Source organism: Streptomyces sp. NBC_00820 (assembly GCF_036347055.1).
Taxonomy (GTDB): Bacteria; Actinomycetota; Actinomycetes; order Streptomycetales; family Streptomycetaceae; genus Streptomyces.
The window spans coordinates 2,888,034-2,910,485 of record NZ_CP108882.1; the positions used below are offsets into that span (position 1 = coordinate 2,888,034).

Here is a 22,452-nt window from a genome sequence, read left to right on the forward strand (position 1 = left end):
CGGCTCAGGTCAGGTCAGGTCGGCTCAGGTCAGGACCAGCGGCCGGTGCGGCCGAGCAGGAGGGCCGCGGCGGCGGTGCCCGCCGTGGAGGTGCGCAGGACGGAGGGGCCGAGCACGTGGGCGCGGGCGCCCGCCTCCTCGAAGAGGGCCAACTCGTCACGGGAGACGCCCCCTTCGGGGCCGACGACCAGCACGATCTCACCCTCGGCGGGGAGTTCGGCGGTGGCGAGGGGGGCACTCTCGTGCTCGAAGTCGGAGTGGAGCACGGCGGCGAAGTCGGCCCGCGCGAGAAGTGCGGCCACCTGCTTGGTCGTTGCCGCGTCCGCGACCTCGGGGAAGCGGACCCGGCGGGACTGCTTCCCCGCCTCGCGGGCGGTGGCCCGCCACTTGCCGAGGGCCTTCAGCCCGCGGTCGCCCTTCCACTGGGTGATGCACCTGGCCGCCTGCCAGGGCACGATGGCGTCGACGCCGACCTCGGTCATCGTCTCGACGGCGAGTTCGCCCCGGTCGCCCTTGGGCAGGGCCTGGACGACGGTGATGCGCGGGGACGGCGCCGGCTCCTCGGAGACGGACGTCATGCGGACGACCAGCCGGTCCTTGCCCTCGGCGGCGATCACGTCGCACACCGCATAGCGCCCGGCGCCGTCGGTGAGGACGACCTCCTCGCCGGGCTGCAGCCGCTTCACGGAGACGGCGTGCCGCCCCTCGGGCCCGTCCAGTACGAACTCCGGCCCGGCGGCGTCGAGTTGGTCCACAACGAATACAGGCGCGGTCATCGCGCGTCACCTCCGGCCGACAACGCTGTCATGGCTTCGGCCAGTTCGGCCGCCAGTACCTCAACCAGCTCTCCGGCCGGCAGTTCACGGGCCATCCGGTGCCCCTGTCCCGCGAACATCGCCATGCCCTGGGCGTCGCCGGCCAGGGTGGCGGCCTTGCGCAGCGGGCCGGTCAGATGGCCGACCTCGGGGTAGGCGGCGGGGGCGTAGGGGCCGTGCTCGCGCAGGAACCGGTTGACCAGTGCGCGGGCCGGGCGTCCGGTGAAGGCGCGGGTCAGCTCGGTGCGCGCGAAGACGGGGTCGGTCAGCGCCCGCTTGTGCAGGACGTGGGCGCCGGACTCGGGGGTGGGGACGAAGGCGGTGCCCAGCTGGGCCGCGCAGGCACCGGCGGCGAGGACGGCTGCGATCTGGCTGCCCCGCATGATGCCGCCGGCGGCGACGACCGGGATGCCCACCGTCTCCCTGATCTGCGCGACGAGGGACAGCAGGCCGATGCCGGCGCCGTCGTTCTCCGGGACGTCCCGGTGGGTGCCCTGGTGGCCGCCGGCCTCCACGCCCTGCGCGATCACCGCGTCCGCCCCGGCCCGCTCCACCGCGAGGGCCTCCTCGACGGTGGTGGCGGTGACCAGGGTGAGGGTGCCGGCCCGGCGCAGCGCGTCCAGCGCCTCCCGGCTCGGGACGCCGAAGTGGAAGGAGACCACCGGCACCGGGTTGTCGAGCAGTACGGCGAGCTTGACCTCGTAGCCGTCGTCACGTCCGCTGTCCGGGTCGCCCAGCTCGGTCTCGTACCAGGCGGCCTCGCCGGCCAGCTGCTGTGCGTAGAGCTCGACGGCACCGGAGGGGGGCGGGGCGTCGGCCGCCGCACCTGAGCCGGTGACCGCGCCGGGATACTCCGGCTGCGGCATGAACACGTTCACACCGAAGGGACGGTCGGTGAGTCCGCGCAGCTGCTTGATCTCCTGGTACATGCCGTCGGCCGTCTTGTACCCGGCGGCGAGAAACCCCAGTCCCCCGGCCTCGGACACGGCCGCGGCGAGCCGTGGCACGGAGACACCGCCCGCCATGGGTGCCTGCACGATCGGCAGGGGAAAGAGATCGGTCAGCGCGGAGGACATGACCGCATGGTGTCATGTCCTCCGGACAAGTCCGAATCGGCCCGGGGGTGCCTTTCGGCACCCTCTGCCTCACCGGTGTCAGCGCCCGTTGAACGCGTCCTTCAGGCGGGAGAACAGCCCCTGCTGCCCGGGCTGGAACTGGCCCGTGGGCCGCTCCTCGCCGCGCAGCTTGGCCAGCTCCCGCAGCAGCCGCTCCTGCTCGGGGTCGAGCTTGGTCGGCGTGGTGACCTCGACGTGCACGATCAGATCGCCCCGGCCGCCGCCCCGCAGATGCGTGACGCCCCGGCTGTGCAGCGGGATCGACTGCCCCGACTGCGTGCCGGGCCGGATGTCGACCTCCTCCATGCCGTCCAGCGTCTCCAGCGGCACCTTGGTGCCGAGAGCCGCCGCGGTCATCGGGATGGTCACCGTGCAGTGCAGGTCGTCGCCGCGCCGCTGGAAGGTCGAGTGCGGCAGCTCGTGGATCTCGACGTACAGGTCGCCGGCCGGACCGCCACCGGGGCCGACCTCGCCCTCGCCGGCCAGCTGGATGCGCGTGCCGTTGTCGACACCGGCCGGGATCTTGACCGTGAGGGTGCGCCGGGAGCGGACCCGCCCGTCGCCCGCGCACTCGGGGCACGGGGTGGGGACCACGGTTCCGAAGCCCTGGCACTGCGGGCAGGGCCGGGAGGTCATGACCTGGCCCAGGAAGGACCGGGTGACCTGCGAGACCTCACCGCGACCGCGGCACATGTCACATGTCTGGGCGGAGGTGCCCGGGGCCGCGCCCTCACCGTTGCAGGTGTTGCAGACGATGGCCGTGTCGACCTGGATGTCCTTGGTGGTCCCGAAGGCCGCCTCGTCCAGCTCGATCTCGATCCGGATCATGGCGTCCTGGCCGCGCCGCGTGCGCGAGCGCGGGCCGCGCTGCGACGCCGTGCCGAAGAACGCGTCCATGATGTCGGAGAAGTTGCCGAAGCCGCCGGCTCCGAAGCCGCCCGCGCCACCGGCGCCGCCCGACTGGGACAGCGGGTCGCCACCGAGGTCGTAGACCTGCTTCTTCTGCGGGTCCGACAACACCTCGTAGGCGGCGTTGATCTCCTTGAACCGCTCCTGCGTCTTCGGATCGGGATTGACGTCCGGATGCAGCTCGCGCGCGAGCCGACGGAACGCCTTCTTGATCTCATCCTGCGACGCGTCGCGGCGCACGCCGAGAACGGCGTAGTAATCCGTGGCCACTTACGACTCCGCCAGGATCTGTCCGACGTACCGTGCCACTGCGCGTACCGCTCCCATCGTTCCCGGGTAGTCCATGCGGGTCGGTCCGACCACGCCGAGCTTGGCAACCGCCTCGCCGCCCGAACCGTAGCCGACCGAGACGACGGACGTGGAGTTGAGTCCCTCATGGGCGATCTCGTGCCCGATGCGCACGGTCATGCCCGGATCCTTCGCCTCGCCGAGGAGCTTGAGAAGCACGACCTGCTCCTCCAGTGCCTCCAGGACGGGCCGGATCGTGAGGGGGAAGTCATGTCCGAAACGGGTGAGATTGGCGGTGCCGCCGATCATCAACCGCTCCTCGTTCTCTTCGACCAGTGTCTCCAGCAGAGTGGAGAGCACTGTGGAGACCGTACCGCGATCCTCGGCCTCGAATGACTCCGGGAGGTCCTCGACCAGTTGCGGCACGTCGGCGAACCGGCGTCCCGCGACCCGGCTGTTGAGCCGTGCCCGCAGGTCGGCGAGGGAGACCTCGCTGCACGGAGCCGGGCAGTCGACCATCCGCTGCTCGACCCGGCCGGTGTCCGTGATCAGCACGAGCATCACGCGCGCCGGGGCGAGCGAGAGCAACTCCACATGCCGCACGGTGGACCGGGTCAGGGACGGGTACTGCACGACGGCGACCTGCCGGGTCAGCTGCGCCAGCAGCCGCACGGTCCGCGCCACGACGTCGTCGAGGTCGACGGCGCCTTCGAGGAAGTTCTGGATGGCCCGCCGCTCGGGCGCGGTCATCGGCTTCACGCCGGCGAGCCTGTCGACGAACAGCCGGTAGCCCTTGTCCGTGGGGATCCGCCCGGCGCTGGTGTGCGGCTGGGCGATGAACCCCTCGTCCTCCAGGGCGGCCATGTCGTTGCGCACGGTGGCCGGGGAGACCCCGAGGTTGTGCCGCTCGGTGAGCGCCTTGGAACCCACCGGCTCCTCGGTGCCCACATAGTCCTGGACGATGGCGCGCAGCACCTGAAGCCTGCGTTCACTCAGCATCCGCGCGCACCTCCCTCACGTCGTCCCCACGGGCCACACGGTCTCTCGCTTGGCACTCTGCGCATGCGAGTGCCAGCCTTCACCGGCCCAGTGTACGGCCGTGGGGTGCTCACTGGGCAAGGCCGGTCCCGCCGCGACGGCTCACGCGGATCTCGTACGGATAGCGTCGCGGTATGACGGTGACTTGGGAAGACCTGGGGTGGGAGCGACTGGCCCCGGGCGTCGGCCGGTGCCGGCTGCCCGGCTGGGACTGCACGGTGGGGCTGGTTCTCGGCGAGGGTACGGCACTGTTGGTGGACGCGGGGTCCAGCCTGGCGGAAGGTGCCCGGCTGCGGGCCGCGGTACGGGAGCTGACCGGCCGCGATGTGACTCATCTCGCGCTGACCCACCCCCACTTCGACCATGTCTTCGGCGCCGCCGCGTTCGCCGGGGCCGAGGTGTACGCCGCGGTGGGCCTGGAGGCGGTGCTCGCGCACGAGCGCGCGGAACTGCGGCGGGACGCGATCAGGAACGGGCTGCCGGCCGCCGAGGCGGACGAGGCGGCGGACGTGGTGTCCCGGCCCGTCCATCCGGTCTCGGGCGAGTGGACCCTCGACCTCGGGGGCGGCCGCCAGGCGCTGCTGGCCAACGTCGGCCCCGGCCACTCCGCCCACGATCTCGCGGTCCTGGTCCCCGGCACCCCGGAGGTCGTCTTCTGCGGTGACCTGGTCGAGGAGTCCGGCGAACCGCAGGCCGGCCCGGACGCCGTGCCGTCGCGGTGGCCGGCCGCGCTGGACCGGCTGCTCGCGCTGGGCGGCGAGGACGCGCTGTACGTACCCGGTCACGGAGCGGTGGTAGACGCGGCGTTCGTACGACGGCAACGGGACGAGCTGGCGGCGCGTTTCGGCGTGTCTTGAGTACCGGGCCGCCGCTTCTCCTATCGTCATCCGAATGCGCCCACCCGTCTCCCACCACCGCCCTTCCAACGAGGGCCCTTCGGGCCCGCGCCTTCGTACGTACACCCCCGACCTGACCCCGCCCTGGAAGAAGCCGAAGCCCGTGCCCGAGGTCGCGGCCGAGCCCGGCCTGGTGGTGGAGGAGCCCGGTACCGGCTTCTGCGGGGCGGTGATCCGCTGCGAGGCGGGCACGGTGACACTGGAGGACCGCTTCGGCAAGCACCGGGTGTTCCCGCTGGAGCCGAGCGGTTTCCTGCTGGAGGGCAGGGTGGTGACGCTCGTACGACCGCCGTCCTCGGGCCCGGTACGTCCCACCCGTACCGCATCCGGCTCGGTCGCCGTCCCCGGCGCCCGCGCGCGCGTGGCCCGCGCCGGCCGCATCTACGTCGAGGGCCGGCACGACGCCGAGCTGGTCGAGAAGGTGTGGGGCGACGACCTGCGCGTCGAGGGCGTCGTCGTGGAGTACCTGGAGGGCGTGGACGACCTGCCGTCCGTCGTCGAGGGGTTCGGGCCCGGCCCGGACGCCCGCCTCGGTGTCCTGGTGGACCACCTGGTCCCCGGCACCAAGGAGTGGCGCATCGCCCAGTCGGTGACGAGTGAACACGCACTGGTGGTCGGCCACCCCTACATCGACGTCTGGGAGGCGGTGAAGCCCTCCGCCCTGGGCATCGAGGCGTGGCCCCGCGTCCCCCGCGGCCAGGACTGGAAGACGGGCGTCTGCCGGGCACTGGGCTGGCCGCACGAGAACACGGGCGCGGTGTGGCAGGCGATCCTGGCGCGCGTGGGGTCCTACAAGGACCTGGAGCCGGAGCTGCTGGGACGGGTGGAGGAGCTGATCGACTTCGTCACGGCAACGGCCACCGGTGGGGTTTGACGTCGGGGAGGATGCCGAAGCTGCTCGTGTCGAGTTCGACCCCCAGGGTCTCGAGCGAGAGCGTCTCGCCGAATTTCCTCTTGGTCTGCCCCATGTAGTCAGCCCTCTCCCCCTCGCCTTCAGGCCGCGTCAGCAGGACGCATTGCGCCATGATCGGATCGACGACGAGATAAACGGGGACACCGGCGGCGGCGTAGATCGATCGCTTGACGCTGTAGTCCCGCTCGACGCTGGTCTTTGACACCACCTCGACGACCATGGTGATGAGGCTCGCCGGAAGGAGCCGCCCCGAAGCCGGCAGTACCTCGGGTGCCACGACCACAAGGTCCGGGACAGGCTCACTGGCTTCGTCGACGATGTCGACGTCCTGGGTCTGAAGACGTACCCAATGCCCGCGCGGGATCTGGTCCTGCACATCGCTGACAATCAGGTTGTGCACCAGATCCGGGCTGGCCATCATCACGATTTCCCCCCGCAGAAGCTCCATCCTGAGTCCGTCGGGCGGCTCGAAGCCCTCGAAGAACTCCGCGACTCCTCGTTCGTCCACAGCGGTCATCTCCGTGGCCTCCACATTCGCCGCGTGCTTTCAGCGGCAGCCTACGAACCAGGTTAGGGGCCGTGCCGTCGTTCCGCAGTGATTCACTCCGCCGGGTGGTCAGTCCACCAGGTCCCTGACCACCGCGTCCGCCAGCAGCCGCCCCCGCAGGGTCAGCACCGCGCGTCCCTCTTCGTACGGACCGGATTCGAGCAGCCCGTCCGCCCGTGCCTGCCGGGAAGCCGCGAGGCCTTCCTCCTTCAGGAGGGACAGCGGGACGCCCTCGCGCAAACGCAGCTCCAGCAGGATGCGTTCGACGCGCCGGTCCTCATCCGACAGCAGTTCCCGGCCCGCGCCCGGCGAGCGGCCGGAGGCCAGCGCCGCCGCGTACGCACCCGGGTGCTTGACGTTCCACCAGCGCACCCCGCCGACGTGGCTGTGGGCGCCCGGGCCTGCGCCCCACCAGTCGGCGCCGCGCCAGTACAGCTCGTTGTGCAGGCAGCGGCCCGCCTCGGAGGTGGCCCAGTTGGAGACCTCGTACCAGTCGAAGCCCGCCGCGGACATGGCCTCCTCGGCGATGAGGTAGCGGTCGGCGTGGACGTCGTCGTCGGTCATCGGGACCTCGCCGCGGCGGATGCGGCGGGCGAGCTGGGTGCCCTCCTCGACGATGAGCGCGTAGGCGCTGATGTGGTCGGGGCCGGCGCCGAGGGCCGCCTCCAGGGAGGCCCGCCAGTCGTCGTCGGACTCGCCGGGGGTGCCGTAGATCAGGTCGAGGTTGACGTGGTCGAAGCCCGCCGCCCGCGCCTCGGCCACGCAGGCCTCGGGGCGGCCCGGGGTGTGGGTGCGGTCGAGGATCTTCAGCACGTGCTGCTTCGCGCTCTGCATGCCGAACGAGATCCGGTTGAAGCCGCCCTCGCGGAGGGTGTCGAGGTAGGCCCGGTCGACCGACTCGGGATTCGCCTCGGTCGTGATCTCCGCGTCCGGCGCGAGACCGAACTCGTCACGGATCGACGCCAGCATCCGTACGAGATCGTCCGCCGCCAGCAGGGTCGGCGTGCCGCCGCCGACGAAGACGGTGCGGATCTCGCGCGGGTCGTCGCCCAGCACCTTCCGGGCGAGGCGGACCTCGTCGGTCAGCGTGTCCGCGTAGTTGTCCCGGGAGGCGAGCACCCCGCCGGTGCCGCGCAGCTCGGTGGCGGTGTAGGTGTTGAAGTCGCAGTAGCCGCAGCGGGTCGCGCAGTACGGGACGTGCAGATAGAACCCGAGGGGGCGGTCGGCGGCCCCGGCGAGGGCGGCGGCGGGCAGCGCGCCGTCGTCCGGGACGGGCTCGCCGTCGGGAAGTGCGGAAGGCATGTCCTCCATTGTCCCGTACGACTGCCCCGTACGACGACGCCTGCCCGGCCGGCGTCCGCGCCTCAGGGCCTCGTGCCTCCCCGCACCCCCAGGCCGCCGTCCGCGCCTCCGGCCGCCACGCGCGCCCCCGGACGCCCCCGGGTGCCTGGCCGCCGCGTACGGCGTCGGGGGGGGCCTGCTCGGCGCGTACGGCGTCGGGTGCCCGGCTGTCCGTCTGTCCCCGGCTGTCCGTCTGTCCGCCGTCCCGTGGCGCGGAGGTCACTCGGCCTGGAGGACGAGCAGGGCGAGGTCGTCCTCCGGGAGGCCGCCGCCGAAGTCGTGCACGAGGCGGCGGATGCGTCCCGCGATCCGTTCGGCGCTCAGGCCCGCGCAGCCGGACAGGGCGCGCGCGAGGCCGTCACCGTCGTCGAACTGGCGGGAGCCGGAGCGGCGCTCGGTGACCCCGTCCGTGACGCACAACAGGCTGTCCCCGGGCCACAGTTCGATGGTCTCGCTGGTGTAGGTCTCGTCCTCCACGACGCCGAGCAGGGTCTGCGGGCGGGCGGCGGTGCGCACCTCGCCGTCGGGGCGCAGCAGCAGCGGCAGCGGATGTCCGGCGGAGGCGAGGGTGCAGCGGACGCCGCCGTCGAACGGGGTCAGCTCGCCGTACAGGAGGGACAGGAAGCGGGTCTGCGGGCCGTCCCCGGGGGCCACGGGCCGGCCGCCGGCGGCGACCAGCGCGCGGGCGGCGGCGTCGGCGGCCTCGGTGGCGTCGTCGAGCAGGAGCTGGTTGAGGCGGTCCAGGACGTCGGCGGCGCGGTAGCCCTCGCGGGCCAGCAGCCTGAGCCAGGGCCGGGCGAGCCCGATGACGACCGCGGCCTCGGGGCCCTTGCCCTGTACGTCGCCGACGGCGAAGCACCAGCGGCCGTCGCCCGCCGGGAACACGTCGTAGAAGTCACCGCTGGGGCCGCCCGAATCGCAGGGCTCGTAGACGAGCGCGCTGCGCATCCCGGGGATCTCGGCGACCGCGCCGGGGAGCAGGCCGCGCTGGAGGACGGCGCTGATGGTGGCCTGGCGGGCGTACTGGCGGGCGGCGCCGATGGCCAGCGCCACCCGGCGGCCGAGGTCCTCGACCAGGCCGGTGACCTCGTCGGGGAACCCGTCAGGACCGCACCGGCCGATCACCAGCGTGCCGAGCGGGCGGCCGCCCGCGACCAGCCGGTAGGCGAGCGCGCTGCCCCGGGCGCCGGCCGGGCCGAGCGCGTCGCCGGGCCACGGGTACGGCTCCGGGCCGGACCGGACGCCGTCCCGCGGGCGGGGCGGGTCCTTCTCCAGGGTGCGGTGCAGTTCCTCGATGCGGTTCTCGCTGGCGTGCCAGACCCGGGCGGGCCCGCTCCCGTCGCCGCCACGCACGCTGGCCTCGTCCTCCAGCCACACCGCGCACCAGTCGGCGAGCCGGGGCACGATCAGCTGGCCGGTGAGCGCGGTGACCAGGTTCTCGTCGAGCTGCCCGGCGAGGAGGTCGGAGGCCTCGGCGAGGAAGGACAACGCTCCCCGTCCGAGCCAGTCCCGCTCGGCCCCGGGACGCTGCGGCTGCGGGGCGAGCGCCTCGGCGGCGTCCAGGGTGTGGTCCGCCGCGGGTCCGTCCGGCTCCGGCCTGCCCCCGGCGGGCAGCCGCGCCCACACGGTCTTGGCGCCGGTGCGGTAGGTGACGCCCCAGGACTCGGCGAAGGTGGCCACCAGCCGCAGGCCGCGCCCGTATTCGGGGCTGTCGCCCGCCGGGTCGCCGCCGGAGGGGTCACGCGGGGGCCGTGCCGGATGGTGATCGCTCACCTCCACGACGAACGCCCCGGACTCCTCCAGCCGCCACTCGACCTCCACCTCCGTACCGGCGTGCACGACGGCGTTGGTGACCAGCTCGCTGACGACGGCCATCGCGTCGTCCCTCAGCCGCGCCACCGCCCCGTCCGCGACCAGTCCCCGTGCGGTCCACTCGCCGAACGCGGCCCGCACCAGGGATCGTGCCGACCCGGGCGCCAGAGGACTTCCGGGCAGCGCGGCACGCCCCTGTGCCGCACGGGGGTAGGTATCGCTCTCCCGCTGCGTAGGTATGGCCGCCATGTCCATGCGGCCAGCGTGACAGACAGCCCGCAGGCATGAGCGCTGAGTTACCGAAGTGGCCGGTCATGACCGCGGACCGCGCCGGGAGAACGTCGAAAGACAGTCACTTTCGAGCGAAACGCGAACGCAAGCCGCCCGGGCAGGGCCCGTGGAGGGCCTGGGGAGGGGGCTGTGCGGGGGAGGTGGGGGGCGGCTCGGCCGCGGGGGCGCCGGGCTCGGCTCGGTTCGGCCCCAGGGCGACCCGGATCGGCTCGGCCCGGTCGCGGGGGGGGGCGCGGCTCGGCCGCGGCGCCCCCACCCCTCCCGCCCTCTCCGCGAGGCGGCCTACGCCTCCCGCGCTCCCGCGTACATCTCGTCGATGAGCTGCTTGTACACCCGCTCCACCACCGGCCGCTTCAGCTTCAGGCTCGGCGTGATCTCCCCGTGCTCCACATCGAGGTCCCGGGGCAGCAGCCGGAACTTCTTGATGGTCTGCCAGCGCTGGAGACCCTCGTTGAGCCGCTTCACGTATCCGTCGATCAGCTCGACCGTCTGCGGCGCGGCCACGACCTCGGCGTACGGCTTGCCCTCCAGGCCGTTCTCCTTGGCCCACTGGAGGATGGTGGGTTCGTCGAGCGCGATGAGGGCGGTGCAGTAGTTCCGGTCGGCGCCGTGCACCAGGATGTTGGAGACGAACGGGCACACCGCCTTGAACTGGCCCTCGACCTCGGCCGGCGCGACGTACTTGCCGCCGGAGGTCTTGATGAGGTCCTTCTTGCGGTCGGTGATGCGCAGATAGCCGTCGGGCGACAGTTCGCCGATGTCGCCGGTGTGGAACCAGCCGTCGGACTCCAGCACCTCGGCGGTCTTCTCGGCCTGCTGGTGGTAGCCCTGCATGACGCCGGGGCCGCGCAGCAGGATCTCGCCGTCGTCGGCGATGCGCACCTCGGTGCCGGGCAGCGGCTTGCCGACCGTGCCGGTGCGGTAGGCCTCGCCGGGGTTGACGAAGGAGGCGGCGGAGGTCTCGGTGAGGCCGTAGCCCTCCAGGATGTGGATGCCCGCACCGGCGAAGAAGTAGCCGATGTCGGGGGCGAGGGCGGAGGCGCCGGAGACGCAGGCGCGCAGCCGGCCGCCGAAGGCCTCGCGGAGCTTGGCGTAGACGAGCGCGTCGGCGGCCTTGTGCTTGGCGGCGAGGCCGAACGGCACGGAGGCGGTACCGGTGCGCCGGAAGTTGTCCTGACTCACCTTGGCGTACTCGCGGGCGACCTCGGCGGCCCACTTGAAGATCTTGTACTTGGCCCCGCCGCCCTCGCGGGCCTTGGCGGCGACCCCGTTGTAGACCTTCTCGAAGATGCGCGGCACGGCGGCCATGTAGGTCGGCCGCACCACCGGGAGGTTCTCGATGATCTTGTCGACCCGGCCGTCGACGGCCGTGACGTGGCCGACCTCGATCTGGCCGGAGGTGAGGACCTTGCCGAAGACGTGGGCGAGCGGCAGCCACAGGTACTGCACGTCGTCGCCGGTGATCAGCCCGGTCGCCGTGGTGGCCTTCGCCATGTACGACCAGTTGTCGTGCGGCAGGCGCACACCCTTGGGGCGGCCGGTGGTGCCGGAGGTGTAGATGAGGGTGGCGAGCTGGCCGCCGGTGATCGCGCCGACCCGCTCCTTGATCAGCTCGGGGTGCTGCTGCAGATAGGCGGCGCCGCGCTGCTCCAGTTCGGCGAGGGTGATCACCCAGTCGCCGGTCTCCGCGCCGGCCGGGTCGATGACGACGACCTTGGTCAGCAACGGGAGGTCGGCGCGCTTCTCCAGGGCCTTGGCCACCTGGGCCGCGTCCTCGGCGATCAGCACCCGGCTCTCGGAGTCGGAGAGGATGAACGCCGACTCGTCCGCGTTGGTCTGCGGATAGACGGTCGTGGTGGCGCCGCCCGCGCACATGATGCCTAGGTCGGCGAGGATCCACTCGACGCGGGTCGAGGAGGCGAGGGCGACCCGCTGCTCCGACTCGATACCAAGCTCGATGAGGCCGGCCGCGATCGCGTGGACCCGCTCCGCCGCCTGCCCCCAGCTCAGCGACTTCCAGTCGTCGGGGCCCGTGCCGGTGGACGACGGCACCGGGTAGCGGTACGCCTCGGCGTCCGGTGTGGCCGCCACGCGCTCCAGGAAGAGGGCCGCCACGGACGGCGGACGGTTCTCGATCAGGGTCTGTGTGTCACTCACGACATCCTCCGGGGCCCGCGGCAGTGCGGCTGACTCGGTGCGGCTGGGTTAACTCACGGTGGGGTTCGGACTGTTGTTTAACTCGCGAGTAACTATCGAGCAGGGATCAGCGTAAGGGGGCGACCGGCCGCTGCGTAAGAGGCTTCGGCCTGTCACTTTCCACGCAGAGCGACGCTACGCACGCGTAGGGGCCCGCCGCGCTTTCGCACGGCGAGCCCCCGCGTGTCCTTTTTGCGGACGTAACCGGTAGTTGCCCGCGGTTACTTCTTGGCCTTGCCCGACCCCGCCGAGTCGTCGCTGGAGAGGACGGCGATGAAGGCCTCCTGCGGAACCTCCACGGAACCCACCATCTTCATCCGCTTCTTGCCTTCCTTCTGCTTCTCCAGCAGCTTCCGCTTACGGGAGATGTCACCGCCGTAGCACTTGGCGAGGACGTCCTTGCGGATGGCGCGGATGGTCTCTCGGGCGATGACCCGCGAGCCGATGGCGGCCTGGATCGGCACCTCGAAGGCCTGCCGCGGGATGAGCTCGCGCAGCTTGGCGACGAGCCGCACCCCGTACGCGTACGCGGCGTCCTTGTGGGTGACCGCCGAGAAGGCGTCCACCTTGTCGCCGTGCAGCAGGATGTCGACCTTGACCAGGCTGGAGGCCTGCTCGCCGGTGGGCTCGTAGTCGAGGGACGCGTAACCACGGGTCTTGGACTTCAGCTGGTCGAAGAAGTCGAAGACGATCTCCGCGAGCGGCAGGGTGTAGCGGATCTCGACCCGGTCCTCGGAGAGGTAGTCCATGCCGAGCAGGGTGCCGCGCCGGGTCTGGCACAGCTCCATGATCGAGCCGATGAACTCGGTGGGCGCCAGGATGGTGGCGCGCACGACCGGCTCGTACACCTCGCTGATCTTGCCCTCGGGGAACTCGCTCGGGTTGGTGACGACGTGCTCGGTGCCGTCCTCCATGAGCACGCGGTACACCACGTTCGGCGCGGTCGCGATGAGGTCGAGGCCGAACTCGCGCTCCAGCCGCTCCCGGACCACGTCCAGGTGCAGCAGCCCGAGGAAGCCGACGCGGAAGCCGAAACCGAGAGCCGCGGAGGTCTCCGGCTCGTAGACCAGCGCGGCGTCGTTGAGCTGAAGCTTGTCGAGGGCTTCGCGCAGCTCCGGGTAGTCGGACCCGTCCAGCGGGTAGAGCCCGGAGAAGACCATGGGCCTCGGGTCCTTGTAACCGCCGAGCGCCTCGGTCGCGCCGTTGTGCAGGCTGGTGATCGTGTCACCGACCTTGGACTGCCGGACGTCCTTCACACCGGTGATGAGGTAGCCCACCTCACCGACGCCGAGACCGTCCGCCGGGAGCATCTCGGGGGAGCTGACGCCGATCTCCAGCAGCTCGTGGCTGGCGCCGGTCGACATCATCCGGATGCGCTCGCGCTTGTTGAGCTTGCCGTCGATGACACGGACGTAGGTCACGACGCCGCGGTAGGAGTCGTAGACCGAGTCGAAGATCATCGCGCGGGCGGGCGCGTCGGCGACCCCGACCGGCGCCGGGATCTCCTTGACGACCTTGTTCAGCAGCGCGTCGACGCCGAGTCCGGTCTTGGCGGAGACCTTCAGCACGTCGGACGGGTCACAGCCGACCAGGTTCGCCAGCTCCTCGGCGAACTTCTCCGGCTGCGCGGCCGGCAGGTCGATCTTGTTCAGCACGGGGATGATCGTGAGGTCGTTCTCCATCGCCAGGTAGAGGTTGGCGAGGGTCTGCGCCTCGATGCCCTGGGCGGCGTCGACGAGGAGGACGGTTCCCTCGCAGGCGGCCAGCGACCGCGAGACCTCATAGGTGAAGTCGACGTGCCCCGGGGTGTCGATCATGTTGAGGATGTGGGTCGTGCCCTGGTCGGGGCCCTCGGTGGGGGCCCAGGGCAGACGCACCGCCTGGGACTTGATCGTGATACCGCGCTCGCGCTCGATGTCCATCCGGTCGAGGTACTGAGCACGCATCTGCCGCTGCTCGACCACACCGGTCAGCTGGAGCATCCGGTCGGCGAGCGTGGACTTGCCGTGGTCGATGTGCGCGATGATGCAGAAATTGCGGATCAGAGCCGGGGCGGTACGGCTCGGCTCGGGCACATGGTTAGGGGTCGCGGGCACGCAGGGTCCTGTCTCTTGAGGCGCCTTATGCCTCGGGTCGGATCGTTACGTAGTCTCCATGGTCCCACGGGGAACGACCGCGGACCGTTTTGGGCCGCCGGCGAAGGCGCTGGTACTGTAGATGGCTGTGCCTCATGCCCTCTCAGCGCGAGGCACAACAGGAAATTTTGGATATCGGTGCGGGACCCGAGCGGCCCCGTACCAGAACCTGAAAAGGCTCCTTCGTGGCGAACATCAAGTCCCAGATCAAGCGGATCAAGACCAACGAGAAGGCTCGGCTGCGCAACAAGGCCGTCAAGTCCTCCCTGAAGACCGCCATCCGCAAGGCCCGCGAGGCCGCTGCCGCGGGTGACGTCGAGAAGGCCACCGAGTACCAGCGCGCTGCCGCGCGTCAGCTCGACAAGGCCGTCTCCAAGGGCGTCATCCACAAGAACCAGGCCGCCAACAAGAAGTCGGCGCTTGCTTCCAAGGTCGTTGCCCTCAAGGGCTGAGACTCCTTTCTGATCTGACCGCCGGAAGGACCCAGAGCGGGCCCTCTCTCATCCGCTCCCGTCCGGCACCCCGGAGCACACGCGGCCTGCGTTCGCCACGCGGGTGTGACTCCAACAGCTTGACCCGAGGCCCCGATGCCCACCCTTCCCCGGGAGGGCGCCGGGGCCTTTGGTCTGCCCGGGACCGTTGGTGTTGCCGGGACGGTCGGTCTGCCCGGACCTCTCAGCGTGCCCGGGACTGTCGAGGCGTTGATCGACCGGCCGCTCGCCCGGGGTGAGGGGCACGGGCGCTTGTCAGCGGGACGACGGGACTGTTGAACGCTGGGCGCTCGGCGCTGGACGCTAGTCAGCGGGCCGAGTCGATGAGACATCTCACTGCCGGAGACATCTCACTGTCGCCCGCGGCGAATCCCAGGGTGACCGCGGCGAAGCCCAAGGCACCCACGCCGGAGCCCAGGAGGACCGCGGCGGGCTCAAAGGGCCTGCGCCGGAGCCCAGGAGGACCGCGGCGGACCCGAAGGGCCTGCGTCGGAGCCCAGGGGGAGCGAACGGGGGCCGGTGACCCCTGGCGGGTCGGGCCGGGCGGAGCGCCGGTCGGCTACCCGCGCCCCCGCGACCGGGCGGCCCGCGCGATCGTCACGACCGCCTTCTCCAGGGCGTACCCCGGATCGGTTCCCCCGCCCTTCACGCCGGCGTCGGCCTCGGCGACCGCGCGCAGCGCCTCGGCCACACCGTCCGGGGTCCATCCCCGCATCTGCTGCCGAACCCGGTCGATCTTCCACGGCGGCATCCCCAGCTCGCGAGCCAGGTCGGCCGGCCGGCCGCCCCGCGCCGAGGACAGCTTCCCGATCGCGCGCACTCCCTGAGCCAGCGCGCTGGTGATCAGCACGGGGGCCACCCCGGTGGACAGCGACCACCGCAGCGCCTCCAGCGCCTCCGCGGTCCGCCCCTCGACGGCCCGGTCGGCGACCGTGAAGCTGGATGCCTCGGCCCGCCCGGTGTAGTACCGGCCGACCACGGACTCGTCGATCGTCCCCTCGACGTCGGCGACGAGCTGTGCCGCCGCCGAGGCCAGCTCACGCAGGTCGCTGCCGATCGCGTCGACGAGCGCCTGGCACGCCTCGGGCGTCGCCGACCGCCCGAGCGCCCGGAACTCCCCTCTCACGAACGCCAGCCGGTCCGCCGGCTTGGTCATCTTCGGACAGGCCACCTCCCGCGCGCCCGCCTTGCGCGCGGCGTCCAGCAGCCCCTTGCCCTTCGCGCCGCCCGCGTGCAGCAGCACGAGTGTGATCTCCTCCGCGGGCGCACTCAGGTACGCCTTCACGTCCTTGATCGTGTCGGCCGACAGATCCTGTGCGTTGCGTACGACCACGACTTTGCGCTCGGCGAAGAGCGACGGACTCGTCAGCTCGGCGAGCGTGCCGGGCTGCAGCTGGTCCGGGGTGAGGTCTCGTACGTCCGTGTCGGCGTCGGAGGCCTTGGCGGCGGCCACCACCTCCTGCACGGCACGGTCGAGCAGGAGGTCCTCCTGGCCCACGGCAACGGTCACCGGGGCGAGAGGGTCGTCATTCGCAGTCTGTCTGGCCATCGCTCAAAGCATCCCACGCGGCACCGACAATGAACCGGCCCGCACACCCTGACCGGCCCCCGAACCGGCCCGGAGACCGTCTCAGGGTCACGGCTCCTCGCGCCAGCCGTCCCACTCGCGCGCCAAGGCGTCCAGCTCGACGGGGTCCAGCCGTTCGTTCTCGTCATGCAGGACGACCAGCCACTGGGCGTCCTCCGCGTCGTCCTCGCCGGCCAGGGCGTCCCGGACGAGCTGCGGCTCCTCGTCGATGCCGAAGCGCTCCCCGAGCGCCTCGGCCGCCTCCTCGGCGGCGTCTCGGTCGGGCAGCACCAGCACGTGTCTCACTTCGCTCACCCAGCCATTCTCCGGCACGCCGGCGGAGCCGAAGCACCAGGTCAGGGATCTGGGATGCGGGAGAGGCAGGAGGCGGGAGACGGGAGGGCAGCCGTACCGGGCGCCCCGACCTGGCAGGCCCCGGCATCACCAGGCCCACCAGACGCACCGGGACAGCCGGGCGAGCCGGCGGGGTCGGCGGGGTCGGCAGAGTCAGCCCTGGGGCACGATCTGCACGTCGAGTTCGACGCGGATGCTCGGTCCCACCACCGCGATGCCCCGCGCCAGCATGGTCTGCCAGCTGACGGTGTAGTCGTCGCGGTGGAGTTCGGTGGAGGCCCGGCAGGCGGCCCGGGCCTCGCCCTCCACGCCGTTGCCGAGGCCGAGGTACTCGGTGTCGAGCGTGACCGTGCGCGTCACACCGTGCAGCGACAGCGCGCCGGTGACGGCCCAGCGGGTACCGCCCTTGTGCACGAACCGCTCGCTGTAGAACTCCAGCGTCGGAAACCGCTGCACGTCCAGGAAGTCCGGCGAGCGCAGGTGGTCGTCGCGCATCCCGACGCCCGTGTCGATGGACGCCGCGTCGATCACGACGTGCATCGCCGAACGTTCCATCCGGTCGGCGATCCGCACGGCCCCCGCGAAGGAGTTGAACCGTCCGTGGATGCGGGCCAGCCCGATGTGCCGCGCGGTGAAGCCGATCGAGGAGTGGGCCGACTCGATCTCCCAGTCGCCCGGCGCGGGCGGCTCCGGCGGCTGCGCCACCTGGAGGGTCACATCGCCCAGCGAGGCGAGGGTGTTCTGGCCGACCAGGGCCGTGGCCCGGTAGGGCCTGTAGCCCTCGGCCGACACCGCGAGCCGGTACTCCCCCGCCGGCACGTTCGCCATGAACGTCCCGTAGGGATCGGTACCTCCGGCGACCACCTTGCGGCCCATGCTGTCGCTGACCGTGAACGCCGCGTGCCCCACCGGCTCGTTGACCGGATCGAGCACCCGACAGCTCAGCACGCCCGCGTCGGCCGGCGTCCGCAGTGCCGCCAGGGGACTCGTCCGATGGACCCGGCTCGCTCGATTCCCCAGCCAGCGACCGAACATGTACGACACCCCTGTGCACCTCGACATCATCTGTTGCCGAAGGGTCATTCGATCACCGATGTGAATTTCGAGCAACACGGGCCTACATCATGGGAAACCGGCGCATGCGCCGGAACTCGCCCGAATTAGTCCCTCCGGCTCGGGTTTCGCACGGTCGGCACACCGCTCAGCCCGATCCCGAACACTTCCCGGTACGTGCCCAACACCTCCTCGTCGCCGCCCAGTTCCCGGGTCTCCTTTCTCCCGCCCGCCGCCGTCGTCGTCAACGTCCGTCCGCCGAGGGTGATCCGGCCTCCGTCCTCCGTGACCCGTGAACACACGAGGGAGCGGGTGAAGTGCGAACGCGGTGACGTGCTGTGCCACCAGGCCCCTGCCGTGAAGTCCCCCAGCGCCCGGGGCCGCGTCTCCAGCCGGTACTGCCGCCCGCCGTCCCGTACGACGTCCAGGTCGGCGGCCCCGGCCGAGCCCGTGCCGCCCGGCACCCCGGCCGGATCCGGCCCGGCCTCCGCCACCCGGAACGTCCCCGCGGGATCCGTCTGGTCCCCGCGTTCGGCGAAGGCCAGCGGATGGTGGCTGTGCGCGCCGAACCCGACGTCGGCGAGCAAGTCACCGCCCTCCACCGTCCGCACCCGCAGGGCGAGATGGTCGTACGGGATCCCGAGCCGCCCCTCGTCCCCGTACACGCGTGCCGCGAGCAGCTGGACCTCGTAGCCGAGGGCGGCGAGCAACGCCCCGAACAGGCCGTTGAGTTCGTAGCAGAAGCCGCCCCGCCGCGCTCCGACCACCTTGTCCAGCAGCGCCTTCTCCTCCAGCACGATCTCCTCGCCGAGGTGGATCGACAGGTTCTCGAAGGGGACGGTCCGCAGATGGCGCAGATGCAGCTCGCGCAGAGCCCCGGCGGTCGGCCGCTCGGGACGCGCGGCGCCCAGGCGGCGGAGGTAGGCGTCTGCCTGTGCTGAGTTCATACGCCCAGTCTGGTCGAGCCCGCCACTCATTCCCTGGTCACGTACAGTTCTCCCTTCGCCCCTCCGGTGCCGCCGACCGCCACGGCTCCGTCCCGGTCCGTGCGCAGCACCGTCGCGCCGCCCGCCTGGAGCGCGGCCACCGTCACCGGTGCCGGGTGGCCGTAGGGATTGCCGGCACCCGTGGAGATGAGGGCCGCGCGCGGGGACGCCAGCCGTATCAGCTCCGGGTCCTGATACGCCGAGCCGTGATGGGCGACCTTCAGTACGTCCACACCGGCCAGCTCGGCCGCAGCCGGTGAGCGGAGCAGTTCCCGCTGTGCGGGCGGTTCCAGGTCCCCGAGCAGCAGCAGTCGCAGTCCGCCGGTCCGGGCGAGCAGCGCGACGCTGGCGTCGTTCGGGCCGTCCGGCTCCGGTGCCGGGTCCGGCGGAGGCCACAGCACCCGCCAGGTGAGCGCTCCGGTACGCCGCTCTTCTCCCGCCACGGCCCGGGTGAGCGGGATGTGCCGGGCGGCCGCCTCTCTCCGCACGGACGCGGCCTGGTCCGCCGGTTCCTCGAAGCCGGTGGTCTCGATCGCGGCCACGGAGCGGCCCCGCAGCACTCCGGACAGTCCCGCGACGTGGTCGGCGTGGAAGTGGGTCAGGACGACGAGGGGGACGCGCGTGACGCCCAGTTCTCGCAGGCAGTGGTCGACCAGCGCCGGGTCGGGTCCGGCGTCCACGACCACCCCCGCTCCGTCGCCGGCCGCCAGCACGGTGGCGTCCCCCTGCCCGACATCGCACATCGCGAACCGCCAGCCCGGCGGTGGCCAGCCCGTGACCGCCCGGGTGAGCGGGGCCGGCCGTACGACCACCAGCAGCAGTAGCACACCCAGCGCGCCGCACCACCACGGATGCCCCAGCAGACGGCGCCCGGCCAGGACGACTCCCACCGTGACCGCCGCGAGCAGGAGCGCTCCCGCCCAGCTGCCCGGCCAGTCCACTCCCCCGCCGGGCAGTGACGCGCCGGTCCTGGCGACCCCGGCGATCCATCCGGCCGGCCAGCCTGCGCACCAGGCCAGCACCCTGGCCACGGGCAGCGCGACCGGCGCTGCCGCGAGCGCCGCGAAGCCCAGCACCGTGGCCGGCGCGACCGCCGCCTCGGCGAGCAGGTTGCAGGGCACCGCCACCAGGCTCACCCGGGCCGACAGCACCGCCACGACCGGCGCGCACACCGCCTGCGCGGCGGCGGCAGCGGCCAGCGCCTCGGCCGGCCGCCCGGGAACTCCGCGCCGTCTCAGGGCCTCGCTCCAGCGGGGTGCCAGCACGAGCAGCGCACCGGTGGCCAGCACCGAGAGCAGGAAGCCGTAGCTGCGGGCCAGCCAGGGGTCTTGGAGGACCAGCAGCAGAACGGTCGTGGCGAGCGCGGGGATCAGGGACCTGCGGCGCCCTGTCGCCAGGGCCAGCAGGGCGACCGTGCCGCAGGCCGCTGCGCGCAGCACACTGGGGTCGGGACGGCACACGATCACGAAGCCCAGCGTCAGTGCCCCCGCGAACAGCGCGGTGGCCCGCAGCGAGAGCCCCAGGCGCGGGGCGAGTCCGCGGCGCTCGATCTGCTGGGCCAGGCCGGGTGGCCCGATGAGCAGGGCGAGCAGGATCGTGAGGTTGCTGCCGGAGACCGCGAGGGTGTGGGCCAGGTCCGTCTCCTTGAAGGCGTCGTCCAGTTCGGGGCCGATCCGCGAGGTGTCCCCGACGACCAGGCCGGGAAGCAGCGCCCGCGCGTCCGCCGGCAGCCCCTCGGTCGCCTCCCGCAGCCCGGCCCTGAGCCGGCCCGCCAGCCGCTGCACGGCGCTGGGTCCGTCCACGACCTCGGGTGCCGGCCGGCCCCGTACCCGCAGTACGGCCGCCGTGCGATCACCGCCCGCCAGGGCCGGTGCCAGCCGGCCAGTCACCCGCAGCCGCGTGGACGGCAGCAGCCCGAGCCAGCCGGAACGCCCCGCCGGGACACCGTCGGCCCGCGACGCCGCTGAACTCCCGCCACGCCCCTGGCTTACGGTGCCTTCGCCCGGCGCCGGAACGTCCGCGTCCACGACCAGCAGGACCGGACTCCGCGTCCGCAGCTCTCTCGGTCCTGTCCGCTCCCTCGCGCCCTTGGCCCCGTCTCCCTCCTCGACGCACCGCACCTCGGCCCGGGCGAGCACCGCCATCGGTGCCGCGTGGTCGCCCCGCACCCGCGGCCTGCTCAGCCAGGGGTCGCCGCTCAGCTCGACCTCTGCGGTGACGCTCGCGAACCGCCGGGCCAACTCGGGCACCGGCCCACGCCGCACGTCCGCCCCGTGCAGTCCGGCGGAGACGGCGGCAGCGGCAACACAGAGCAGTACGGCGGCAATCGGGATGGAGTACGTGGAGCGCGTCGAGTGCGTGGAGCTCATGGAGCGGATGGAGTATGTGGAGCGCACGGAGTACGTGGAGCGGTTCGCGCCTGTCGTCCTCCGGGTCCGGAGCAGGAGGACGCCGACGATCAGGCTGACGGTCGCGGCGCCGATGCTCCAGACCAGCGGGGCGGTCAGGGACAGGGCCGCGGTCGCCCACGCCGCGAGCGCGGGCGGGACGAGCCGCAGGTCCATCGGGGCCCCCTGTCCCGGCGCCCGCTCGCCGTCCGGACCGCCCAGGACCGCCCCGGCGTCCGGTGCCTCGTCGTCCGGCCTCCCGCTCACGGCCGCACCAGGGTCCGCAGATCCGAGAAGCGCCGGTCGCCGATGCCGTTGACCTGGCGCAGTTCGTCCACCGAGCGGAAGCCGCCGTGCCGGGCGCGGTAGTCGACGATGTGCTGCGCCAGCACCGGACCGACCCCGGGCAGGGTGTCGAACTGGTCCACGGTCGCGGTGTTGAGAGAGACCGGGGCCGTGGAGCCCGTACCCGCCGGTCCGAAGCCGGCCGCCGCGCCCGGTGCCGCAGGAGGGGCCACGGCGGTTGCCGGGGCTCCTACGACGATCTGTTCGCCGTCCACCAGGAAACGGGCCCGGTTGATCCCCGCGGTGTCCGTACCCGGCCGTACCCCTCCGGCCGCCTTGAGCGCGTCGGCCACCCGGGCGCCGGCCGGAAGGCGCTGGATTCCCGGCTCGCGCACCTTGCCGCCGACGTCCACGACGATCGCCCCGCCGGGTGAGGCCGACGGGCCGCCCATGAGGTCACCGGACTGCACGCCCTCGCTCTTCTTGGCGTATGGCGGCTGCGCACGCGTCACTTGAGGGGCACTCACGGTCTGGGTACGGCCCGCCCAGAAGTGCTGGGCGGCGAAACCGGCGGTGGCCACGAGCACCACGGCAAGCGCGATCACGCCCCGGCGCTCCACCCCGCACCGTGCCTGCACCCACACCGGCAGCCTCTCCCGCAGAGCGAGCCCGGCCCTCTCCCGCCACTGCGCCCCGTCGGGCCGATCCGCCTCCGACCGGCTTACGGAGTCGGGAAGTTGAACCTCGGAAACCGGTCGCGGCTCGGCCACGTCACCCAGCCCCCTGGCCAACCCCGCTCCCGACCCCGCCCCTGGCCCCACGCCAGACCTCATGGCAGACCCCATGGCAGACCCCACGGCGGACCCCACAACCGGCCTCACCTCCGGCCTCGTCACCGACGACGTCCCCGGCCCCACCGTCAGCCCCGCACCCGACGCCGCGATCAGCCCCGCCCCCGACCCCGCATCCACCGCGAACCCCGGCGTCCTCACCCGCACAGGCCGTGCACCGCCCAGCCCAGGCGCCCCTCCTG

Annotated in this window: 18 protein-coding genes; 3 read left to right on the top strand and 15 right to left on the bottom strand. The window is 72.3% G+C overall.

Annotated elements, in window-relative coordinates:
- Window positions 1-29 precede the first annotated feature (29 nt).
- The 4 genes from OIB37_RS13205 to hrcA all read right to left on the bottom strand — a co-directional run bounded on the left by OIB37_RS13205 (window position 30) and on the right by hrcA (window position 4,126).
- Complete coding sequence (locus OIB37_RS13205) at window positions 30-776, bottom strand: 16S rRNA (uracil(1498)-N(3))-methyltransferase (protein WP_330457781.1); 747 nt, start codon at window positions 774-776, stop codon at window positions 30-32.
- The gene (locus tag OIB37_RS13210) at window positions 773-1,891 is read right to left on the bottom strand and encodes a nitronate monooxygenase (RefSeq protein WP_330457782.1); all 1,119 of its coding nucleotides are present in this window, start codon (window positions 1,889-1,891) and stop codon (window positions 773-775) included. Before OIB37_RS13210 ends, OIB37_RS13205 begins: the two co-directional genes overlap by 4 nt.
- A 78-nt stretch (window positions 1,892-1,969) precedes the next feature.
- The gene (gene dnaJ / locus OIB37_RS13215) at window positions 1,970-3,109 is read right to left on the bottom strand and encodes a molecular chaperone DnaJ (RefSeq protein WP_330457783.1); all 1,140 of its coding nucleotides are present in this window, start codon (window positions 3,107-3,109) and stop codon (window positions 1,970-1,972) included.
- Window positions 3,110-4,126 carry a heat-inducible transcriptional repressor HrcA gene (gene hrcA, locus OIB37_RS13220; protein ID WP_330457784.1) on the bottom strand — a complete coding sequence of 339 codons (1,017 nt, stop codon included), beginning with the start codon at window positions 4,124-4,126 and terminating at the stop codon, window positions 3,110-3,112. It abuts the gene before it with no gap.
- Window positions 4,127-4,299: 173 nt separating this feature from the next.
- On the opposite strand from hrcA, the gene OIB37_RS13225 reads away from it, so the two are divergent.
- Both OIB37_RS13225 and OIB37_RS13230 read left to right on the top strand, forming a co-directional pair.
- The gene (locus tag OIB37_RS13225) at window positions 4,300-5,022 is read left to right on the top strand and encodes an MBL fold metallo-hydrolase (RefSeq protein WP_330457785.1); all 723 of its coding nucleotides are present in this window, start codon (window positions 4,300-4,302) and stop codon (window positions 5,020-5,022) included.
- A 34-nt stretch (window positions 5,023-5,056) separates the two neighbouring features.
- On the top strand, window positions 5,057-5,935 hold the full coding sequence (locus tag OIB37_RS13230; RefSeq protein WP_330457786.1) for a DUF3097 domain-containing protein: 879 nt from the start codon (window positions 5,057-5,059) through the stop codon (window positions 5,933-5,935).
- Here OIB37_RS13230 and OIB37_RS13235 read toward each other — a convergent pair.
- The 5 genes from OIB37_RS13235 to lepA form a co-directional block, all read right to left on the bottom strand.
- Window positions 5,907-6,491: a Uma2 family endonuclease gene (locus OIB37_RS13235; protein WP_330457787.1), complete on the bottom strand. Its 585-nt coding sequence runs from the start codon at window positions 6,489-6,491 to the stop codon at window positions 5,907-5,909. The two genes, OIB37_RS13230 and OIB37_RS13235, sit on opposite strands and share 29 nt — an antisense overlap.
- Before the next feature lie 99 nt (window positions 6,492-6,590).
- The gene (hemW, locus tag OIB37_RS13240; RefSeq protein ID WP_330457788.1) at window positions 6,591-7,823 is read right to left on the bottom strand and encodes a radical SAM family heme chaperone HemW; all 1,233 of its coding nucleotides are present in this window, start codon (window positions 7,821-7,823) and stop codon (window positions 6,591-6,593) included.
- A gap of 258 nt (window positions 7,824-8,081) precedes the next feature.
- Window positions 8,082-9,923 carry a SpoIIE family protein phosphatase gene (locus tag OIB37_RS13245; RefSeq protein WP_330461833.1) on the bottom strand — a complete coding sequence of 614 codons (1,842 nt, stop codon included), beginning with the start codon at window positions 9,921-9,923 and terminating at the stop codon, window positions 8,082-8,084.
- A 324-nt stretch (window positions 9,924-10,247) separates the two neighbouring features.
- Window positions 10,248-12,122 (bottom strand): AMP-dependent synthetase/ligase, encoded by a 1,875-nt coding sequence (locus tag OIB37_RS13250; RefSeq protein WP_330457789.1) that lies wholly within the window; start codon window positions 12,120-12,122, stop codon window positions 10,248-10,250.
- 260 nt (window positions 12,123-12,382) lie between these two features.
- Entirely contained in the window at window positions 12,383-14,257 is a 1,875-nt protein-coding gene (gene lepA / locus OIB37_RS13255) for a translation elongation factor 4 (RefSeq protein WP_330457790.1), read from the bottom strand.
- 224 nt (window positions 14,258-14,481) lie between these two features.
- Between lepA and rpsT the strand changes: the two genes are divergently transcribed.
- A complete protein-coding gene (gene rpsT, locus OIB37_RS13260; protein ID WP_007503526.1) occupies window positions 14,482-14,748 on the top strand; it encodes a 30S ribosomal protein S20 in 267 nt (88 codons plus the stop codon).
- Between the two features lie 598 nt (window positions 14,749-15,346).
- On the opposite strand, the gene holA is transcribed toward rpsT, so the two are convergent.
- The 6 genes from holA to OIB37_RS13290 form a co-directional block, all read right to left on the bottom strand.
- Complete coding sequence (holA, locus tag OIB37_RS13265) at window positions 15,347-16,336, bottom strand: DNA polymerase III subunit delta (protein WP_330457791.1); 990 nt, start codon at window positions 16,334-16,336, stop codon at window positions 15,347-15,349.
- Between the two features lie 87 nt (window positions 16,337-16,423).
- Window positions 16,424-16,669 (bottom strand): hypothetical protein, encoded by a 246-nt coding sequence (locus OIB37_RS13270; RefSeq protein ID WP_330457792.1) that lies wholly within the window; start codon window positions 16,667-16,669, stop codon window positions 16,424-16,426.
- 192 nt (window positions 16,670-16,861) lie between these two features.
- Entirely contained in the window at window positions 16,862-17,743 is an 882-nt protein-coding gene (locus OIB37_RS13275) for a YceI family protein (RefSeq protein ID WP_330457793.1), read from the bottom strand.
- Window positions 17,744-17,868: 125 nt separating this feature from the next.
- On the bottom strand, window positions 17,869-18,708 hold the full coding sequence (locus OIB37_RS13280; protein WP_330457794.1) for an arylamine N-acetyltransferase family protein: 840 nt from the start codon (window positions 18,706-18,708) through the stop codon (window positions 17,869-17,871).
- Window positions 18,709-18,734: 26 nt separating this feature from the next.
- Window positions 18,735-21,311: a ComEC/Rec2 family competence protein gene (locus OIB37_RS13285; RefSeq protein ID WP_330461834.1), complete on the bottom strand. Its 2,577-nt coding sequence runs from the start codon at window positions 21,309-21,311 to the stop codon at window positions 18,735-18,737.
- An 86-nt stretch (window positions 21,312-21,397) separates the two neighbouring features.
- Window positions 21,398-22,252: a helix-hairpin-helix domain-containing protein gene (locus OIB37_RS13290; RefSeq protein WP_443058142.1), complete on the bottom strand. Its 855-nt coding sequence runs from the start codon at window positions 22,250-22,252 to the stop codon at window positions 21,398-21,400.
- Window positions 22,253-22,452: the final 200 nt, after the last annotated feature.

What these genes read in the sequence shown, in the direction of transcription:
- OIB37_RS13205 (WP_330457781.1), bottom strand. Translation starts at nt 776, where the DNA reads ATGACCGCGCCTGTATTCGTTGTGGACCAACTCGACGCCGCCGGGCCG.
- OIB37_RS13210 (WP_330457782.1), bottom strand. Translation starts at nt 1,891, where the DNA reads ATGTCCTCCGCGCTGACCGATCTCTTTCCCCTGCCGATCGTGCAGGCA.
- hrcA (WP_330457784.1), bottom strand. Translation starts at nt 4,126, where the DNA reads ATGCTGAGTGAACGCAGGCTTCAGGTGCTGCGCGCCATCGTCCAGGAC.
- OIB37_RS13225 (WP_330457785.1), top strand. Translation starts at nt 4,300, where the DNA reads ATGACGGTGACTTGGGAAGACCTGGGGTGGGAGCGACTGGCCCCGGGC.
- OIB37_RS13230 (WP_330457786.1), top strand. Translation starts at nt 5,057, where the DNA reads ATGCGCCCACCCGTCTCCCACCACCGCCCTTCCAACGAGGGCCCTTCG.
- OIB37_RS13235 (WP_330457787.1), bottom strand. Translation starts at nt 6,491, where the DNA reads ATGACCGCTGTGGACGAACGAGGAGTCGCGGAGTTCTTCGAGGGCTTC.
- hemW (WP_330457788.1), bottom strand. Translation starts at nt 7,823, where the DNA reads ATGCCTTCCGCACTTCCCGACGGCGAGCCCGTCCCGGACGACGGCGCG.
- OIB37_RS13245 (WP_330461833.1), bottom strand. Translation starts at nt 9,923, where the DNA reads ATGGCGGCCATACCTACGCAGCGGGAGAGCGATACCTACCCCCGTGCG.
- holA (WP_330457791.1), bottom strand. Translation starts at nt 16,336, where the DNA reads ATGGCCAGACAGACTGCGAATGACGACCCTCTCGCCCCGGTGACCGTT.
- OIB37_RS13275 (WP_330457793.1), bottom strand. Translation starts at nt 17,743, where the DNA reads ATGTTCGGTCGCTGGCTGGGGAATCGAGCGAGCCGGGTCCATCGGACG.
- OIB37_RS13280 (WP_330457794.1), bottom strand. Translation starts at nt 18,708, where the DNA reads ATGAACTCAGCACAGGCAGACGCCTACCTCCGCCGCCTGGGCGCCGCG.
- OIB37_RS13285 (WP_330461834.1), bottom strand. Translation starts at nt 21,311, where the DNA reads ATGGACCTGCGGCTCGTCCCGCCCGCGCTCGCGGCGTGGGCGACCGCG.
- OIB37_RS13290 (WP_443058142.1), bottom strand. Translation starts at nt 22,252, where the DNA reads ATGAGGTCTGGCGTGGGGCCAGGGGCGGGGTCGGGAGCGGGGTTGGCC.